18 protein-coding genes are annotated in these 18,259 nt (G+C 70.3%); 10 read left to right on the forward strand and 8 right to left on the reverse strand.

The annotated features are described in order from the left end of the window. Nucleotides 1–9 precede the first annotated feature (9 nt). A complete protein-coding gene (arsH, locus tag ACX9MN_RS04760; protein WP_331327779.1) occupies nucleotides 10–756 on the forward strand; it encodes an arsenical resistance protein ArsH in 747 nt (248 codons plus the stop codon). A gap of 32 nt (nucleotides 757–788) precedes the next feature. On the opposite strand, the gene ACX9MN_RS04765 is transcribed toward arsH, so the two are convergent. The 8 genes from ACX9MN_RS04765 to ACX9MN_RS04800 all read right to left on the reverse strand — a co-directional run bounded on the left by ACX9MN_RS04765 (nucleotide 789) and on the right by ACX9MN_RS04800 (nucleotide 8,518). Next, nucleotides 789–1,265, reverse strand: coding sequence for a DUF411 domain-containing protein (locus ACX9MN_RS04765; protein WP_331327847.1), 477 nt, complete (start codon nucleotides 1,263–1,265; stop codon nucleotides 789–791). A 20-nt stretch (nucleotides 1,266–1,285) separates the two neighbouring features. Continuing rightward, a complete protein-coding gene (locus ACX9MN_RS04770; protein ID WP_331327778.1) occupies nucleotides 1,286–4,447 on the reverse strand; it encodes an efflux RND transporter permease subunit in 3,162 nt (1,053 codons plus the stop codon). Further along, complete coding sequence (locus ACX9MN_RS04775) at nucleotides 4,444–5,976, reverse strand: efflux RND transporter periplasmic adaptor subunit (RefSeq protein WP_331327777.1); 1,533 nt, start codon at nucleotides 5,974–5,976, stop codon at nucleotides 4,444–4,446. Before ACX9MN_RS04775 ends, ACX9MN_RS04770 begins: the two co-directional genes overlap by 4 nt. After that, the gene (locus tag ACX9MN_RS04780) at nucleotides 5,973–6,377 is read right to left on the reverse strand and encodes a FixH family protein (protein ID WP_331327776.1); all 405 of its coding nucleotides are present in this window, start codon (nucleotides 6,375–6,377) and stop codon (nucleotides 5,973–5,975) included. Before ACX9MN_RS04780 ends, ACX9MN_RS04775 begins: the two co-directional genes overlap by 4 nt. Before the next feature lie 81 nt (nucleotides 6,378–6,458). Beyond that, nucleotides 6,459–6,863 (reverse strand): hypothetical protein, encoded by a 405-nt coding sequence (locus ACX9MN_RS04785; RefSeq protein ID WP_331327775.1) that lies wholly within the window; start codon nucleotides 6,861–6,863, stop codon nucleotides 6,459–6,461. 55 nt (nucleotides 6,864–6,918) lie between these two features. After that, nucleotides 6,919–7,152 (reverse strand): hypothetical protein, encoded by a 234-nt coding sequence (locus tag ACX9MN_RS04790; protein WP_331327774.1) that lies wholly within the window; start codon nucleotides 7,150–7,152, stop codon nucleotides 6,919–6,921. Between the two features lie 164 nt (nucleotides 7,153–7,316). Next, on the reverse strand, nucleotides 7,317–7,967 hold the full coding sequence (locus ACX9MN_RS04795) for a DUF1109 domain-containing protein (RefSeq protein ID WP_331327773.1): 651 nt from the start codon (nucleotides 7,965–7,967) through the stop codon (nucleotides 7,317–7,319). Then, nucleotides 7,964–8,518: a sigma-70 family RNA polymerase sigma factor gene (locus tag ACX9MN_RS04800; RefSeq protein WP_331327846.1), complete on the reverse strand. Its 555-nt coding sequence runs from the start codon at nucleotides 8,516–8,518 to the stop codon at nucleotides 7,964–7,966. The genes ACX9MN_RS04795 and ACX9MN_RS04800 overlap by 4 nt, the downstream gene beginning before the upstream one ends. 526 nt (nucleotides 8,519–9,044) lie before the next feature. On the opposite strand from ACX9MN_RS04800, the gene ACX9MN_RS04805 reads away from it, so the two are divergent. The 9 genes from ACX9MN_RS04805 (at nucleotide 9,045) to ACX9MN_RS04845 (ending at nucleotide 18,214) form a co-directional block, all read left to right on the forward strand. Continuing rightward, nucleotides 9,045–9,803, forward strand: coding sequence for a DUF2231 domain-containing protein (locus ACX9MN_RS04805; protein WP_331327772.1), 759 nt, complete (start codon nucleotides 9,045–9,047; stop codon nucleotides 9,801–9,803). An 819-nt stretch (nucleotides 9,804–10,622) separates the two neighbouring features. Then, nucleotides 10,623–10,919, forward strand: coding sequence for a hypothetical protein (locus ACX9MN_RS04810; RefSeq protein WP_331327771.1), 297 nt, complete (start codon nucleotides 10,623–10,625; stop codon nucleotides 10,917–10,919). A 47-nt stretch (nucleotides 10,920–10,966) separates the two neighbouring features. Continuing rightward, nucleotides 10,967–12,496, forward strand: coding sequence for a TolC family protein (locus ACX9MN_RS04815; protein WP_331327770.1), 1,530 nt, complete (start codon nucleotides 10,967–10,969; stop codon nucleotides 12,494–12,496). Between the two features lie 41 nt (nucleotides 12,497–12,537). Continuing rightward, nucleotides 12,538–13,956 (forward strand): multicopper oxidase family protein, encoded by a 1,419-nt coding sequence (locus ACX9MN_RS04820; RefSeq protein WP_331327769.1) that lies wholly within the window; start codon nucleotides 12,538–12,540, stop codon nucleotides 13,954–13,956. A gap of 163 nt (nucleotides 13,957–14,119) precedes the next feature. Then, nucleotides 14,120–14,410, forward strand: a complete 291-nt coding sequence (locus ACX9MN_RS04825; protein WP_331327768.1) for a copper-binding protein — start codon at nucleotides 14,120–14,122, stop codon at nucleotides 14,408–14,410. A gap of 78 nt (nucleotides 14,411–14,488) precedes the next feature. Beyond that, complete coding sequence (locus ACX9MN_RS04830) at nucleotides 14,489–15,199, forward strand: copper-binding protein (RefSeq protein WP_331327767.1); 711 nt, start codon at nucleotides 14,489–14,491, stop codon at nucleotides 15,197–15,199. Then, nucleotides 15,199–15,918, forward strand: a complete 720-nt coding sequence (locus ACX9MN_RS04835) for a lytic transglycosylase domain-containing protein (protein ID WP_331327766.1) — start codon at nucleotides 15,199–15,201, stop codon at nucleotides 15,916–15,918. The genes ACX9MN_RS04830 and ACX9MN_RS04835 overlap by 1 nt, the downstream gene beginning before the upstream one ends. Before the next feature lie 121 nt (nucleotides 15,919–16,039). Continuing rightward, nucleotides 16,040–16,837, forward strand: coding sequence for a GNAT family N-acetyltransferase (locus tag ACX9MN_RS04840; RefSeq protein WP_331327765.1), 798 nt, complete (start codon nucleotides 16,040–16,042; stop codon nucleotides 16,835–16,837). A gap of 66 nt (nucleotides 16,838–16,903) precedes the next feature. Then, a complete protein-coding gene (locus ACX9MN_RS04845; RefSeq protein WP_331327764.1) occupies nucleotides 16,904–18,214 on the forward strand; it encodes an ABC transporter ATP-binding protein in 1,311 nt (436 codons plus the stop codon). Nucleotides 18,215–18,259: the final 45 nt, after the last annotated feature.

The following is an 18,259-nucleotide window of genomic DNA, read 5'->3' on the forward strand; positions in this document are numbered from 1 at the left end:
AGGTGCTCCTTGGACAAGCCCACCCAATCCTTCACCGACGGCCTGCCGAACCTGAGCGAGGCGCACTTCGAGGCTCCGACCAAGGACAGCGTCGAGGCGGCGACGCCGTTCAGCCACGCTCCCCGCTTCCTCATCCTCTACGGCTCGCTCAGGGAGCGTTCCTTCAGCCGGTTCCTGGCCTACGAGGCGGCGCGGCTGCTGGAGGCGATGGGCGGCGAGGTACGCATCTTCCACGCTGACGGGCTGCCGCTGCCGGACGACGGCACCGCCGACCACCCGAAGGTGCAAGAACTGCGTAATCTGTCGATCTGGTCGGAGGGCCAGGTCTGGGTCAGCCCGGAGCGGCATGGCAACCTGACCGGCGTGATGAAGAGCCAGATCGACTGGCTGCCGCTAAGCGAGGGCTCGGTCCGCCCGACGCAGGGGCGGACGCTCGCCGTCATGCAGGTCTCGGGCGGCTCCCAGTCGTTCAACGCGGTGAACAGCCTGCGGGTGCTCGGGCGATGGATGCGGATGATCACCATCCCGAACCAGTCCTCGGTGCCGATGGCCTACAAGGAGTTCGACGACGCCGGCCGCATGAAGCCGGGGCCGCTCTACGACCGGGTCGTGGACGTCTGCGAGGAGCTGATGAAGTTCACGCTGCTCACCCGCGAGCGGGCCGACAACCTCGTCGACCGCTACTCCGAGCGCAAGGAGCGCGTACCCGAGCGACTCAAGGCGGTCGCGGCCGACATCGGGTTCGCCAAGCGTTAGCGCACATCCCGCATTGATGTCGCCGGAGCATCTCACATCGCTTGGCCGCCCCAGTAGCTTGCGAAGGTCGTCCGGATGTCGGGACCGAATAGGACGACCTCGTAGGTGTCGGGCTCCATGCCTCCGACCTCCATACCCGGCGAGCCGACTGGCATGCCCGGGACAGCCAGCCCCGTTCCCTTGGGCTTCTCCGCAAGTAAGCGCTTGATCGCGCCGGCCGGCACGTGACCTTCGACGACGTAGCCGTCGACAAGGGCGGTGTGGCAGGAGGCGAGGTCCCGCGGCACGCCGAGGCGCGCCTTCACCGGGTTCACGGGTCCCTCGGTCACCGTCACCGAGAAGCCGCTATCCCGCAAGTGTGCGACCCACTTCTCGCAGCAGCCGCAACTCGGGTCCTTGGTCACTGCGACCGTCGGCAATCCCTCCGCCGCTACGGACCGCCCGACAGCCAGCCCCGCCGCCAAGCCTGCAAGCACGGCTCGCCGGGACAGCATCGCATAAGATTCCATCATCCGCTCCTCTCGGTTCCTCATTCGGCGGCCAGAGGCAACCGGGCCGTGTCCCCGATCTCCGCAGCGGCCTGCGGCAGCCCGCGCCCCTTCACCAGCGCGTAGACGGCCGGAATCACAACGAGGGTCAGCACGGTCGAGGAGACCATCCCGCCGATCATCGGCACCGCGATGCGCTGCATGACCTCGGAGCCCGAGCCGGTGCTCCACAGGATCGGCAGCAGGCCCGCCATGATGGCGACCACCGTCATCATCTTGGGCCTGACACGCTCGACTGCGCCGACCATGATGGCTTTGCCCAGGTCCTCCCGCGTGAGCGGGCGATCCTCGCGCCGGCAGCCGGCGCGGACTTCGTCGAGAGCGTGGTCGAGGTAGACCAGCATGATCACGCCGGTCTCGGCGGCGACGCCGGCGAGCGCGATAAACCCGACCGCCACCGCGACCGACATGTTGAAGCCCATCCACCACATCAGCCAGACGCCCCCGACCAGCGCGAAGGGCAGCGACAGCATGACGATCAGCGTCTCGGTCAGGCGCCGGAAGTTCAGGTAGAGCAGCAGGAACACCACGAGCAGCGTCAGGGGCACCACGATCCTCAGGCGCGCCGTGGCCCGCTCCAGGTACTCGTACTGTCCGCTCCACTGCAGGGTCGTGCCCGGCGGTAGCCTGACTTCGCTGTCGACCGCGGCCCGCGCGTCGGCGACGTAGCCGCCGAGGTCCCGGCCCGCGAGATCGACGAAGATGTAGACCGCGAGCTGCCCGTTCTCGGTGCGGATCGAGGTCGGCCCCCGCGTGAGCTCGACCTTGGCCACCTCGCGCAGCGGCACCGTCCCCCCCGCCGGCAGCGGCACCTGCACCTCGTCGGCGATGGCCCGCGGATCCGAGCGGAAGGCGCGCGGGTAGCGCACGTTCACCGTGTAGCGCTCGCGACCCTCGACGGTGTTCGTGACGGACTGGCCACCGAGCGCCGTCGCGATGACGTCCTGCACGTCCCCGACCGCCAAGCCGTAGCGCCCGAGCGCCTCCCGGTCCGGCGCGATGTCGAGGAAGTAGCCGCCGATGACCCGCTCGGCGTAGGCGCTCGACGTGCCAGGTACGCTGCGCACCACGGCCTCGACCTGACGGGCCACCTTTTCCATGGCGCCGAGGTCGGTCCCGAGCACCTTGACGCCGACAGGGGTGCGGATGCCGGTTGCCAGCATGTCGATGCGGGCGCGGATCGGCTGCGTCCAGGCATTCGACACGCCCGGGAACTGCAGGGCCGCGTCCATCTCGGCCTTCAGGCTCGCCAGCGTCACGCCCGGGCGCCACTCCGCCTTCGGCTTGAGGCTGATGATGGTCTCGGCCATCTCCATCGGCGCCGGATCCGTCGCCGTGTTGGCGCGCCCAGCCTTCCCGTAGACCGACGCCACCTCCGGGAAGCTCTTGATGATCCGGTCCTGGGTCGCCAGCAGTTCGGCGGCCTTCGTCACCGAGATGCCGGGCAACGTGGTTGGCATGTACATCAACGTCCCCTCGTTCAGCTCCGGCATGAACTCCGAGCCGAGCTGACGCGCCGGCCACATTGTGGCCGCCAGCACGCCGAGGGCCAGCACGATGGTCAGGACCCGGGCCCGGAGCACGCCGGCGATGACGGGCCGGTAGAGCCAGATCAGGAGCCGGTTCACCGGGTTGCGGTGCTCCGGGACGATGCGGCCGCGCACGAACAGCGTCATCAGGGCCGGGACCAGGGTCACTGACAGGAGCGCCGCCGCCGCCATGGCGAAGGTCTTGGTCAGGGCGAGCGGCCCGAACAACCTGCCTTCCTCCCCCTCCAGGGTGAAGATCGGCAGGAAGCTCACCGTGATGATGAGCAGCGAGAAGAACAGGGACGGGCCGACCTCGGCGGCGGCCTCGACCAGGATCTCGACGCGCGGCTTGCCCTCCGGCGCCCGCTCCAGGTGCTTGTGGGCGTTCTCGATCATGACGATGGCGGCATCGATCATGGCGCCGACCGCGATGGCGATGCCGCCGAGCGACATGATGTTGGCGCCCAGCCCCAGCGCCCTCATGCCCGCGAACGCCATCAGGATGCCTACGGGCAGCATCAGGATGGCCACCAGCGCGCTTCGGACGTGCAACAGGAACACGATGCAGACCAGGGAGACGACGACGCTCTCCTCGACCAGCGTGTGCCGCAGCGTCTCTATGGCCGCGTCGATGAGCTGCGAACGGTCGTACACCGGCAGGATCTCGGTGCCGGCCGGCAGGCTCTTGGCCACCTCGGCGAGCTTCGCCTTCGCGTTCTCGATGACGTTCAGGGCGTTCGCGCCGAAGCGCTGGAGGACGATGCCGCCGGCGACCTCGCCCTCGCCGTTCAGCTCGGTGATGCCGCGGCGCTCGTCCGGCCCGAGCTCGACCCGGGCCACGTCCCGGACCCGCAGCGGCGTGCCGCCGGAGGTCTTCAGCACGATGTTCTCGATGTCGGCGATGCTCCGCAGGTAGCCGCGCCCCCGCACCATGAACTCGAACTCGGATAGCTCTACCGTGCGCCCGCCGACATCGGCGTTGCTCGTCCGGATCGCGTCGCGGAGCTTGTTGAGCGAGATGCCCTGGGCGCGCAGGCGGTTCGGATCGACGACGACGTTGTACTGCTTCACGAAGCCGCCGACGCCGGCGACCTCGGCCACGCCCTCGGCGCGCGAGGCCCCGAAGCGGACGACCCAGTCCTGCAGGGACCGGAGCTCGGCGAGCGTCCGCTCCTTCGCGATCACCACGTACTGGTAGACCCAACCCACGCCCGTCGCGTCGGGACCCAGCGTCGGCGTCACCCCCGCCGGCAGCCGGCTCGCCGCGCCGTTGAGGTATTCCAGCACCCGCGAGCGGCCCCAGTACGGGTCGGTGCCGTCCTCGAAGATCACGTAGACGAAGGACACGCCGAAGAACGAGAAGCCCCGCACGACCTTCGCCTTTGGCACGGTCAGCATGGCGGTGGTCAGCGGGTACGTGACCTGATCCTCCACCACCTGCGGCGCCTGACCCGGATACTCGGTGTAAACGATGGCCTGCACGTCCGAGAGGTCGGGGATGGCGTCGAGCGGCAGGGTGCGCAGGGCGACGACGCCTGCCGCCACGGCGAACACGGTCCCGACCAGCACCAGGACGAGGTTGCGGGCCGACCATCCGATGAGGCGCGCGATCATGGCTTGACCTCCATGTTCGCGGCTTGCCGGTCGTCCGCCTTCGGGGACGCCATCGATTGCAGCGCGGCCTTGAGGTTGCTCTCGGCGTCAATCAGGAAGTTCGCCGCCGTGACCACCCGGTCACCGGCCGCGACGCCCTCGCGGATCTCGGTGTAGCCCGGGCCGCGTACCCCGATCTTGACCTCGCGCGGCTCGAACCGGCCCTCGCCACGGTCGAGCAGCACCACCTGTCGCGCGCCCGTATCGATGACCGCGTCGTCGGGGACCGCCACGACGGGCTTGCCGGTCCCGGTGGCGATCTCGACCTCGGCGTACATGTCGGGCAGGAGCGCGCCGTCCGGGTTCGGCAATTCGATGCGGACCCGTGTGGTGCGGGTGTCCGGGTTCACCTGCGGGTAGATCACGCCGACCTTGCCCGAGAACGTGCGCCCCGGGGCCGAGCGAACCCGGAGGGTCACCGGCTGTCCGACGCGCACCCCGGCGAGGTCGCGCTCGGGCACGTCGGCCAGCACCCACATCACCGAGATGTCGCCGATCCGGAACAGCGTGTCGCCGGCCGCGGCCTTCATGCCCTCGATGGCGGTCCGCTGCAGGACGATGCCGTCCCGGGCCGACGACCAGGTGATCGCCATCGGCACCTTCCGGGTGCGCTCCATCTCGTCGATGACGGCTTCCGAGACGTTGAGGTTCTGCAGGCGCCGCCGGGCGCCGTCGAAGCCCGGGTTGGCGATGAGCTGGGCCGCGGCGGCGTTGATGTCGGGCGAGTAGATGTGGACCAGGGGCTGACCCTTGCGTACGCGGTCGCCGGTCGTGACGTCCTCGACGTGGTCGACGTAGGCGTCCGAGCGTGTCGCGATGACCGTCACGCGCCGCTCGTCGAGGGCGACAGTGCCGGGCACGCGCACCGGCTGGGCGACGACCCGGCGCTCGACGGTCTCGGTCCGGACGCCGGTGCGCTGGACCTTGCCGGGGGAGACGGTCACGACGTTGCCGCCCTCGTCCTCGCCGGCGTAGACCGGGATGTAGTCCATCCCCATCGAGTCCTTCTTCGGCACCGGCGAGGTGTCGGGCATGCCCATCGGATTGCGGTAGTACAGGACGCGTCGTTCACCGGGACCGGGCTTGGACGACCCGGCAGGCTGGCCGCCGTCTGCCATGCCGTGGGCGGCCATGTCGGCGGGCATGGCCTCCACAGCCTCGCCGTCGAAGCGGACGTCCTCGCTGGCGCGGACGGCCCGGAACTCGCGTCCGTCTGTCGTGACCATCGGCGCGAGCGAGTAGACCGGCTTTCCGTCCGGTTCTTGGTAGTAGACGACCGGGCCGGACGGGGTGGCCCTCGCGAGGCCCGCCGCGGGGGGCAGGAGATGCGCGAGCCCGTCGCGAGCCCGGTCCGCGAACGCGGTCGGCAGCGCCGAGACCGCGCGTCCGGCGAGTTCGGACACGGCGGGGCCGTCGTGCCCCGCCCAATACCCGACGCCCGCGGCCGCGAATGCGGCGAGGACCCCGGCCAGCAATCCGGACCGGCTCATTTCGCGGCCTGGACGATCAGGTCGCCCTCGACCGTGCCGGTCTCGCCCTGGACCTTGGCGGCCAGCAACAAGCGCCAGCGGCCCTGCATCCCGAGATGGGCCTTGAAGCGGTAGATGCCCGTTTCGGTCGACGGGACCTGCTCGACCTTGGTGGCCATCTCCTCCATGGCGTCCGGAGCCATGTCGAGGCGCTTGGCGAAGATCACGGCGTCGGTCACCGGCTTGCCGCTACGCTTGTCGACGAGCCGGACGGCGAGGACGGCGCCCCCGACCTTCGCCTCCGGCTGGACGAGCTGGAACTGGTAGTCCTTGATGTCGGCGAGCGCCGGCAGAGCCTGGGCCGACAGGGCGGCGCCGAGCAGCGCAGCCGCGAGGGTGCGCGCGAAGGGATTCTTGGTCACTGCTGTGGTCTCCTGAACGCGATGTTTGCCGGCGCGCGGTCGCGCGGCATCGTGCCGGCGCTCACGCCGGCGGCATCGGGCTCAGGCTCGGGGGGGCTCGGATAACGGTGGCCCGTGCACGCTGGCGAAGGAGGCCGCATCAGGCCAAGCCCGGCTCGTTCGCGTCGCGACCGGCGCCGGGACGGACACCGCGGACGGCGGGATGGAAGCGATGCCGGCGAGGCAGAGCGCCAGTAGTGGGCAACCTGCCTTGGCGCAGTCGGGCTTCGCCGTCTTCACTGGCGGACAGCATGGCATCTCGGCCATGTCGACAGCCGCCATGTCGGCGGGGTCTGCGACCGGCATCGCCTCGTGCCCGACGCCTGCCTGCGCCATCGCGGACGCGCGCATGCCCGCGACGGCCGCGGGGGCGGCCACCGGCGTCAGGGCGAGGCTCAGAACCGCAAGCAGCGGGAGCAGCCGCCGAAGGGCGAGCCAGAACGTCACGGATCCACGATGCCAGCTTTTCGGTCCGGGCGGAAGGCCATGAGATTCGACGGCATCAGAAGTCCCGGGTGGGACGCGTCAGCCGGTCGGCGGAAGAACGCCAGGGCATCCCGGTGATCGACCCGGTCGTCGAGCCGATCTCCACCGGCTCGACAGAACGGGGCGGCGTCCGGTGCTTCTGGGGTACGAAGCGGGACGGGACGTTGTCCATCCAACCCGCAAGAGCATAACCTGGAAGTGCGGCAAGCATTGCAATGCCGGCGAAGGCGGGAAGGATCTTGGTTCTCATGGCGGAACTCGATCGTTACTCGGAAGCTCGTTGCTCCTTCCATTAAGTCCGTACGTCCCGCGCTCATCGTTACGACATTGCGCAAATTCTTTTTCGTGCTGCGGCCGGCGCCACGAGACCCAGTCATCTTCGCCGACCGCATTGGTACGCTCCTGGCTTGTTCGCTACCATCGGAGCAGGCGCGGTCCCAGGAGCGCCCCCGCCATCGTGCACAGCGCGATGGTCCCTCCGTACCAGACGGCGACGAAAGGCACGGTGTCGTCCATGCAGTGCAGGGAATAGCCCAGCGCGCTGACCGCACCCGAGGCGAGGCCAACCAGGGCCCCGGCCCGCACGAGGTCCGTCGGTGCCCCGAACCGCCGGACCGCCCACGTGACGACGGCGAACGGCACGACGGCGATCAGCGGGATCGAGACGAGGCATTCGAGCCAGGTGTGGCCCGAGATCAGGCCGTGCCAGTGCTCGCGCGGGGTCATCGACAGGCTCGCCCCCGCAAGCGCTGCAACTGCGACGAACGGCAGGGCGGCGACCCCGAGATGGACGCGGCTCTCGCCGCCGGGCCTCGCGGCCCTGACGAGATACCGAAGCGCGAGGCCTCCGACCGCGGCCGCGAATGCAAACTTGAACGCGAGGAACACGAGCGGCCGGGTCTGCGTCAGGCCGGGGCGCACCCCCAGCACCACAAGTGCGAGGCATAGCGCGGCCGCAGCGCCGACGGCGACCGCCATCCCGAGCCGGCGGGTCATCCACGGGGTCCGGACCGGCTCGCGCTCGAAGCTGTTGCCCAGGAGGCCGATGAGTTCGTCGGTCTTCATCGCGTCTTACCTCCCACCAGGTTCGCCAGCGCCTTCAAGCCGCGATGGACGCTCACCTTGATCGCGGTCTCGGTCATGCCGGAGCGTTCGGCCGCCTCCGCGGTGCTCAGGCCCTCGACCTTCGTCGATCGGATCGCGTTCCGCATCTTGGCCGGTAGCTGCGCGAGGAGGCGCTCGACGTCGTGCGAGCTCTCCGCCGCGACGTGGTCGTCGTGGGCCACCAGCACGCCCGCATCCTCGACCGGGACGTCCGCAGTGGACGAGCGCGTGCGCCGAAGATGGTCGATGAGCTTGTACCGGGCGATGGCGTGGATCCACGGCGTTACTGGTTGCGTGACGTCGTAGGTGTGCCGGCGCGTATGGATCACCATCAGGGTCTCCTGGACGAGATCCTCCGCCTCGGTGTCGCCCCGTCCGGAGCGGACCAGCTTGCCCTTGTAGTACGCGCGTAGGTGCGCGCCGAGACGCTTGAGGAAGCGCCGGTAGTCGGCCGCGCTCCCCTCGAGGCTGGCGATGAGCAGCCCGCGCAGTTCCTCCTCCGCCCGGGGCACCTGCGCTAGGCGAGCCGGCTCGTGGATGCCCGGCCAAAACTCGAATTCTGTCGCATCATCCACCACCCCGCAGTGCCCCTCGCGACCGCCGCGCCGTGCCGCGTGGGCGCAATTTCGTCCGACGAACCGCATCACGCGGTCGGTTGCCGGGACGTGACAGGGAACCGGTCCACGGCTCGAAGGTCAGTCCGCAAACGAGGCCCGAAAGGTTACAGCGCCCTGGGCATGCCCTCACCCGCAGGCATGTGCGGCGAGTTATTGCCAAGCCTGGGCGCCGTTCCCTAGACCGTCCCGGGTACGACGAGAGGGGGACGGGCACGGGGCTCCCGAGCCTCCCTGCGGGCGTGACACCGTCCGCGAGGATTGGTCGTCCGAGACCGCATCCGAGAACGTGCCTCTCCTCCGATCCGCCGACGACGGCGGGTTCGCCCCTGCACGACGCCCCGCTCGACGCCCTTTCCCCATCCGAACCGGTCCGGGCGGAAGCCGGCCGTCCTGCAATCGACGCTTTCCTGGGAGTATGGTCATGATCGAGGTGATCCCGAACTGGCATCCGGTCGCGGTCCATTTCACGATTGCCCTCCTCATCACGGCCACCGCGCTGTTCGCCGCAGGGACCCTGTTCAAGAAAGCGCCGTCCGGGGCCGCGCTCACGATGGCCGCCCGTTGGAACCTCGCGATCGGCATCGCGGTCACGGTCGCGACCCTGGCGACGGGTTGGTCGGCGTACAACACGGTCGCGCATGACGCGGCCTCGCACGAGAACATGTCCGTCCACCTCCGCTGGGCCGTCGCCACTGCGTTGGTCTTTCTCGTTGCCGGAGGCGTAGCCTGGCTGGAGCGGCGGAAGGACGCCGGAGCGGGCATCGCGCTGCTGGCGCTCCTCGCCGGGGGTACCGGAGCGCTCGCGATCACGGGCTGGCTCGGCGGAGAGAACGTCTACCGCTACGGCCTGGGCGTCATGGCGCTCCCGAAATCGGGCGACCACGTCCACCCCGGAAGCGGCGGCCACTCCCATGATCATGCTCACGACCACGCGCCCGCAAACGGTCCAGCCGCGCCCGATGCTGCCGCGGCCAAAGCCGGGACGACCCCGGCTCCGGGTGCCGCCGCTCCGCACGACCACGCCGACGGCCATGAGCACGGCCATAAGCACGCCCACGAGCACGGCCAAGTACTGGATCAAGCCCCCACGGAAGGTTCGACGACGACCGATGCTGCCGAGGGCAAGACCGGAACGGCTCCGGATGCCGCCGCTCCGCACAACCATGACCACGCACACTGATCGGCGCGTCGCCTCCGGTCCCTCTCACGCTCGATTAAATGCGTCGCGACATGTCGGCGCAATCGTGATTGCCTTCCCGAAATTGGCTTGTGGCGCAAATCCAACATACTGTTCTTCCACGGCGCATCTCCGTTGCCGTGGATTGCCGCTTCCGCCAGACCGTGCGAATGTCCGCTAAGATTAGGCCGGAGCCCTGATCATTGAACATCGTGCGCACATTGCTGCTTGCCGTGCTCGCTTTGGCCTTGGCCATCGCGCCGGCCGCACCGTGCACGATGGGCCGGCATGCCGCGATGGCCGACCGCGTGGTCGCCGAGGTCGCGGGGGCTATGTCCCACGCACGTCACGCGCAGACACGCCAGGGACACGACCGTTCGGATGGCGCCGCGTTTCACGCTGGATCCCAGGACGTGCCGGCTGCGACCGCCGCCGATGACGGCTGCCCGGGACACCGACACCGTTCGAAGCGCCCGTCCTGCCCGTCGCCGTGTTGCACCCTCGGCTGCCAAGCGGCACTCCCAGTGGCGATCTGGTTGGGCACGCCTGCGGACTACCGTCCTTCCGACCGGGTTCTGATCGTCCAGGAAGACGGGACCGTCGACGCGCATCCGCTCCGGATCGAGCGACCGCCGAGGCGGGGCGCCTGACGCACGGGCAGGTCTAGCGACTGCCCACGGCCGCTTCGGCGGGACCAGCAACCATTCCGTTCGACGACCCGACGCCTCGGTCGGGCGCGACCCCGTCGCCGGCACAGGCCGCGCGACCGGCGCCGCGCCGGGCCTCGCCCGCGGCCGTCCGCCTCAGTCCGGGAAATCCACGATGTTCAAGTTGCCGAGACCGGCCGCGCTTGCGGCGGTCCTGCCGCTCGCCGGCTGCATGCCCGCCGCGGTGCCGGTCGGGCTCATCCTGCCGTCGGAACCGTACGTGCCGGTCCCGCCTCCCCGCTACGCGAAGGTGACCGCGGGCGTACAGGATTTCCGCGTCGTCGAGCCCAAGGACTGGCGGGAGCTCAACCGGCAGGTCGCACCCAAGGCGGGGTCCGGCGGGATGGAAGGAATGCCGGGCATGGACGGGATGCCCGGAATGGGCGGCAAGCGCGATTCCGGAGGCCGATGATGGTCCGCCGCTGTAACCGAACCGCCTCGCAGCCCGGACTACCCGATATGGGACGCACCACGACCGCGCCGGGACGAGCCGGCAGGACCGCGCGCGCGCCGGGCGACCCCGTCCGGGGGCGTTCCGCGCGCGTGGCCGCGAGCTTGGCCGTCCTGGCCGCGCTCCTGGGAGGCTGCGCGAGCTTCTCGCCGGACGCGGGCCTCTCGGTCGCGGGCGACTACGCCTCCCTCGAACTGCGCAAGGACATCGTGAAGGGGGGCGACCAGGGGATCGCGCCGACCGCGGAAGCGCGGGTGGACGAGCTGCTTAGGCGCCCCCTTACGGCGGACGGCGCCGTGCAGGTCGCCCTGCTCAAGAACAGGGGCCTGCAGGCCGCGTTCAACGACCTCGGCGTGTCCGAGGCGCAGTACGTGCAGGCCACGCTGCCGCCCTCCCCGCGCTTCTCCATCACGCAGTGGGGTCTGGGGTTCAACACGGACATCGAGCGCTCCGTGGCCGCGAGCGTGCTGGAGCTGGCGACGCTGCCGGTGCGCGCCGAGATCGCGCGGCAGCGGTTCAGGGCCGACCAGTACAAAGCGGCGGAGCAGGTCCTGCGGCTCGGGGGCGAGGCGCGGCGGCAATACTACCGGACCGTGGCGGCCAACCAGGCGACCGCCTTCCTGGAGCAGGCCTTGGCGGCTGCCGGATCCGCCTCGACGCTCGCCACGCAGCTGGGCGAGACGGGCGCGCTGAACAAGCTGGAGCAGGCGCGGGAGCACGCCTTCTACAGCGAGCTGGGCGCGCAGCTGGGGAAGGCGCGGGTCCAACAGCGGGCGGAGCGCGAGCGCCTGACCCGCCTGCTCGGCCTCTGGGGGCGCGAGATCGACTTCCGGCTGCCGAGCGGCCTGCCTGCCCTTCCGAAGCGCCTCGTGGACGGCCGCGTCATCGAGGCCGAGGCGGTGAGCAAGCGGGCCGACGTGCAGGCCGCCCGCTTCGAGCTGCAGTCGCTCGTCGGGCAGTTCGGGCTGAACCAAGCCAGCGGCTTCGTCAGCGTCTTCGACGTGGGTTTCGCCAACCAATACACGCGGTCGAGGACGTTCGACAGCGGCTCCGCCCCGAAGGTCGACAAGAGCAGCCTGAACGGGTTCACGGCCGATCTTACCATCCCCGTCTACGATTTCGGGACGACGGCGATCCGCGGCGCGAAGGAGTCTTACCTCGCCACCGCGAACCGCCTGGCGGAGCGCGCGGTCAACGCCCGCTCGGAGGTCCGCGAGGCGTACCAGCGCTATCGCGGGCAGTACGACATCACCCGGCACTACCAGACCAGCGTCCTGCCCCTGCGCAGGACGATCCAGGACCAGGCGCTGCTCCAGTACAGCGGCATGCTCCTCGACGTGACCACGCTGATCGTCGACGCCCGGGCCAGGATCCTGAGCAACATCCAGGCGATCGAGGCGCAACGCGACTTCTGGATCGCGGCGACCGACCTCAAGGCGGCCACCGTCGGCGGCGGGTTCTCGGCGGACAACTACGGCGGCGAAGCCGCCGGAGGCAGCCCGGGCACGAGCCTCGCCGTCGCGACGCCCGGCGGCTGACGCAGGCGCCCCGGTCCGCCCATGACATTCGGAGAGACATCATGACCGACATCTCGCGCAGAGGGATCCTGGGGGCTGGCGGCCTCGTGCTCGCCGGCACGTCCATGATCAGCGGACGGGTCGAGGCCGCGGGCCTGCCGGAGGCCCCCATCATGGACAAGGCGACCATGCAGCCGCCGCTCTACCCGACCAGCGGGCCGGACTATCAGCCGGTGGTGACGCTGAACGGCTGGACGCTTCCGTGGCGCATGCGCGGCGACTGGAAGGAGTTCCACCTGATCGCCGAGCCGGTCGTGCGGGAGATGGCGCCCGGCATGAACGCGCGGCTCTGGGGCTATAACGGCCAGTCGCCGGGACCGACCATCGAGGCGGTCGAGGGCGACAAGGTCCGCATCTTTGTCACGAACCGCCTGCCGGAGGCGACCGCCGTGCACTGGCACGGGCAGACGCTGCCCAACGGCATGGACGGGGTCGCCGGGCTGACCCAGCCCGGCATCCCGCCGGGCAAGACCTTCGTCTACGAGTTCATCCTCCGGCGCTCCGGCACCTTCATGTACCACCCGCACTCGGACGAGATGGTCCAGATGGCAATGGGCATGATGGGCTTCTTCGTCGTCCATCCGCGCGACCCGGCCGAGCGGCGGGTCGACCGCGACTTCGTGTGGCTGCTGAACGCCTACGACATCGAGGCCGGGTCCTACGTGCCCAAGGTCAACACGATGCTCGACATGAACATGTGGTGCTTCAACAGTCGCGTGTGGCCGGGCATCGACCCCATGGTCGCGCGTCAGGGCGACAAGGTCCGGATGCGTTTCGGCAACTTGACCATGACCAACCACCCGATCCACGTCCACGGCGTCGACTTCAAGGTCACGGGCACGGATGGCGGCTGGATCGACGAGAACCGCCAATGGTCGGAGGTCTCGACCGACGTTGCGGTCGGCCAGATGCGGGCCATCGAGTTCAACGCCGACAATCCCGGCGACTGGGCGATCCACTGCCACAAGTCGCACCACACCATGAACGCGATGGGCCACTCGGTCCGGACCTATATCGGCGTCAACCTGAAGAGCACCGCCAAGCAGATCCAGAAGGTCGCGCCAGGCTACATGCCGATGGGCTCGACCGGCGGCGGCATGATGTCCGAGATGGAGATGCCGCTCCCCGAGAACACGCTGCCGATGATGACCGGCGCCGGCCCGTTCGGGTCCGTGGAGATGGGCGGGATGTTCACGGTCCTGAAGGTCCGGCCGGGCCTGGCGGCCGGCGATTACCGCGACCCGGGTTGGTACCGGCACCCGGAAGGCACCCTGGCCTACGAATGGACCGGCGAGCCGATGCCCGAGCCGGCCCGCGCCCCGGACACGCCCAAGGGCCGGCGCGCGCGTCAGACCGACCTGCGGGTCGTCGACCCGCGCACGCGCCGCACCGCGTCGAACACGGGCGGCCACGAACACTGATCGGGCGGCCACTGGCAGCCCGAACGTCCTGCCGGAGCGCCTCGCGCGGCAGGCAAACCCGTTCGGAACGGGAGCGATCCCTTCCGAAGTCCCCCGCGCCGGTCGCCGATCCCCTCAACGGCGCCGGCGCGGCGGTTCGATGGACCCGAGGAGTAGAGAAGCTATGAGACCCAAGATCACGCTCGCCGTCCTTTCGGCGGCCTTACTGGCGGTCGCGGCACCGGCGTGGGCGCAGTCCGTGAAGGGGACTGTGACGAAGGTCGACCCGGCCACCGGCAAGGTCACGCTCGACCACGCCGCGATCCCGAAGCTCGACATGGACGCGATGACGATGGCGTACCCGGTCAAGGATCCCGCGATGCTGAAGGATCTCAAGGCCGGCGACAAGGTCGACTTCGACGTCGCCGAGGCGGGCGGGGCCTACACCGTCACGAAGATCCAGAAGGCGAAGTAGCGCCCTGTGCGCGAGTCCTCGCGCGGCTTCCGCCCGGTCGCGCGCGCGAGGGCGCCGAGCTTTTGAGATGGAGCGACCATGCGACGCCTGATCCTGTCCGCCGCGCTCGCCGCGGTCCTTTTCTGCCCGGTTTCGGAGCGCGCCGGCGCACAGCCCGCGAAGGGTGCGCCGGCCGCCCTGGAGAGGGCGCGCGAGACGATGGCGAACCGTTTCCGGGACACGAAGCTGACCGGCGACCCGGACAGGGACTTCGCCGAGCTGCTCATCGCCAGCTACGAGGAGACGCTGTTCCTGGCCAAGACGCAGCTCGACTACGGCGGGGACCGGCAGCTGCGCGAGACCGCGCAGAAGATCCAGGACGAGCAGCAGGCGAAGATCGACACCCTGAAGCAGTGGCTCGTCCGCAGCCGCGAGGCCGGGTACCGGCCGCAGCCGAACCAGACGCCCTCGGGCGAGGGACCGCTCGACCGTCAAGCGAAGGCGGCCCCGGCCCAGGCCCGGCCCGAACCGCCTCCCGCCGAAAAGGCGGCCTCGCAGCCGGCGCCGCCGGCGACGCCGTCCAATGCACCCCTCGTCGCCGGGACCGTGAAGAAGGTCGACGACGCCGCGGGCAAGGTGACCCTCGACCATGAGACCATCCCGAACATCGGGATGGACGCGATGACCATGGCCTACAAGGTCCAGGACCCGGCCATGCTCAAGGGCTTGAAGCCCGGCGAGCGGGTGCGGTTCTCCGCCGACCGGGTGAACGGGTCCATCGCCGTCACCCGCATCCAGAAGGCCAAGTGATGGGGACCGGCCGGCGGCGCCCAATCCCGGCCGCGGCGCCTCGCGCCCTTGGCGTCCTCCTCAGCCTCGCCGCGGCCGCCGGCGCGGCGAAGGCGGCGGAAGGGCCGGGGGGCACCGCGGGAGCGACCGCCACGGGCGTCGACGTCGGGAACGTCACGGCCGGCGGTCGAACCGCCTATGGCGAACTTCTGGCGCGTGAGGCTTCGGCGCGCGGGATCCCGCCCGTGCTCGCCGAGGCGGTCGCGTTCGTCGAGAGCGGCTACGACGCCGGAGCCGTCGGAACGGTCGGCGAACTCGGGCTGATGCAGGTCCGGCCGGCGACGGCGGCGATGCTGGGCCATCGCGGGCCGGCCGCGGAACTCCTCGACCCGGCCACGAACGCCCGCTTCGGCGTCGCCTACCTCGCACGGGCCTGGAGCCTTGCGGGCGGCGACGTATGCCGTGCCCTGGCCAAGTATCGCGCCGGCCACGGCGAGGAGCGCATGACGCCGCGCTCCATCGATTATTGCCGGCGCGTCCGCGACCGCCTGGCCGCCGTGGAGTCGTCGCTCGCGACGGTCGCGGCGACGGCCGGTCCCGGCATCCCGCGGACATCCGCATCGAAACCCCGCGCGGCGCCGACGGCCGCCACGCTCCTGGCGAACCGGTTCTGGGCCGCCCACGTCGCGCGGGTTCGCGCCGTCGAGATCCGGACCGCCCGGATCATGGGGGGCGGCTGATGCGGCCCTCAAGGGCGGTGCCCCCGCCGTCGAACCAGGTGCGCCGGAGACCGCCGGGGACCCGTGCCCTTCGGCGCACGGTCGCCTTCGCGCGTCTCCGGACAGGCGAGGCAGGCCCGGCATGACGTTCAAGCCCTACCCGCAAGCGCGCGGCGACGGCTCCCTCGGCGATGGATGGGCCATGCTGCGCGCCAGGTTGGCCCGCCGCATGGCCCTCGGTCTCTACTCCGAGCGCGTGTCGATTGGTTTTGAGCGGAATCTGACGGTCCCCGTCGAATCGCCGGCTGCCAGGATCCCGGTCCGGCTGCGCGATTTCCGACCGGACGACCTGCCGGCCCTCTTCCCCGTCGGGGGCGACGAGGCGGCCGAGCGCGAACGCGACGACGTCATGTGGCGACTGCGCGCCGCCGCGCATGGCGTCCTGCCGAGCCGCTGCTACGCGCTCGTCGACGACGCGTCGGGCCGAGTTTGTCATATACAGTGGCTCACCGGGCCGGGTTACGGCGACGCGGTCCGGCGGTCCGGCGCCCTGCCGGTCCTGGCGGCCGACGAGGCCATGCTGGAGAACGCCTTCACGCCGGTGGGCTTCCGCGGCCTGGGTGTCATGGCGGCCGCCGTGCACCTGATCGCCGAACGCGCCCGATCGCAGGGCAAACGACGCTTGGTGGCCTTCGTCGACGCCGACAACGCCGCCTCCCGCAAGGCCGTCGAGCGGGCGGGCCTCACGCCCTGTTCGATCCGCACGAGACGCCAGTTCGCCTTCGGGACATTCCGGACCGTCCGGTTCGAACCGAACACGGGGACCGTAGGTCGATGGGCGCGCCCCGCTGCACGGGACGTGGGCGACCGTGCGCCCGTCGAGGACGGCATCTCCTCGGAGGGGGACGCACGAAAGGCAGGGCCGCCGGGTGCCGACTAAGACCATCTCGAACGCCGGACCACGAACCGCGCCCTCACTTCCCGGAAATTCGAACCGAGCTGCTCAGTGACGGTAATCGAAGCCATCCACGCCCTCGCCCACAGGCTCACGGGCCTCGACTACCCGCACGGCCACTGGTGGATCGTCGCCGACGCCGTCCTCATCTTCGTCGTGGCGCCAGCGTGGACCGCATGGCTTCTCGGCCGCGCCGCGTTGCGCCGCCATCGGCGTTCGTCGGACGGTCCCGGTGGCGGTGCTGGGGGATCCACCGATGGCCAGCGGACCGCCCCGTCCCGCGGCCGTCGGCATCGAAGCGTCGGGCTCCGACCGGGCCGGCGCCTGGAGGCATACGTCCTGGACGCCACCCTGGGCATCCAGGTCCGCTTGGTCTTCCTGTCGCTCGCGACGTTGCCGGCGGCCTGGCTGACCCTTGAGATACCCAAGCACATCGTCAACCATGCGCTCGCCGACGCGCGGGGCGACGGGCATCCGGGCATGACCTTCCTCGGCCTTCCGCTGGGCCGGACGGAACTCCTGTTCGCCCTGTGCGCCGGCTACCTCGCCGTCCTCACCCTGAACGGGCTCACGAAGTACGCGGCGAACCGGGTCCGCGGACGCGTCAACGAGCGCGTCGTGCGCCGCCTGCGCCTGGCCGTCCTACGGCGCGCGCGCACGGAGCGCTCGGCCGACGGCCGGACGACGCTCGCCGCCGTGGCGGTCCAGGAGGTCGAGCCCATCGGATATTTCGGCGGCAGCCTCGTCGCGGTCCCCATCGTTCAGGGGGGCGTGCTGGTCACGAGCGTCGCCTTCCTCCTGCTTCAGGACGTCGCCCTGGGCTTCGCCGCGCTGATCATGCTGCCGGTGCAGCTCACGGTCCTGCCCCGCCTTCAGCGACGCCTGAACGCGAAGGTGCGGCAGCGCGTCCTCGCCACACGCGCCCTGGGTGCCTTCGTCACGACGCCCGAGGCCGCCGGGCCGCCGGGCTTGGCCCCGTCCGCGGCGGCCCGCGATCCGCACGCCTCGTCGTTGCGGCGGCGGATGGCCCACGTTGAGGAGCTCGAGCGGGTGCGGGTCGCCATCAACGACATGAAGGGCGGCATCAAGAGCCTGTACAACTACACGTCCAACCTCACGCCGTTCTTCTTCTTCCTGATCGGCGGGTATCTCGTCGTGCAAGGTCGCCTTTCCCTCGGAGCCCTCGTGGCGGCGCTCGCGGCCTACAAGGAGATTGCGCCCGCCCTCAGGGAGCTGTTCGATTTCGCCCAGGATTGGTCGGACGCCGCCGCGCGCTTCGCCGAGGTCACGCGGGCCGTCGAGCTCCCGGCCGGCGTTCGGCCGGGCATCGCGAGGTCGATGTCGACGCGGGAGGCGGCCTAGCCGATGCGCGCTCTCGCCCTGCGTTTCACCGATTGCGGACACGCT

The organism is Methylobacterium sp. 1A, assembly GCF_058072805.1.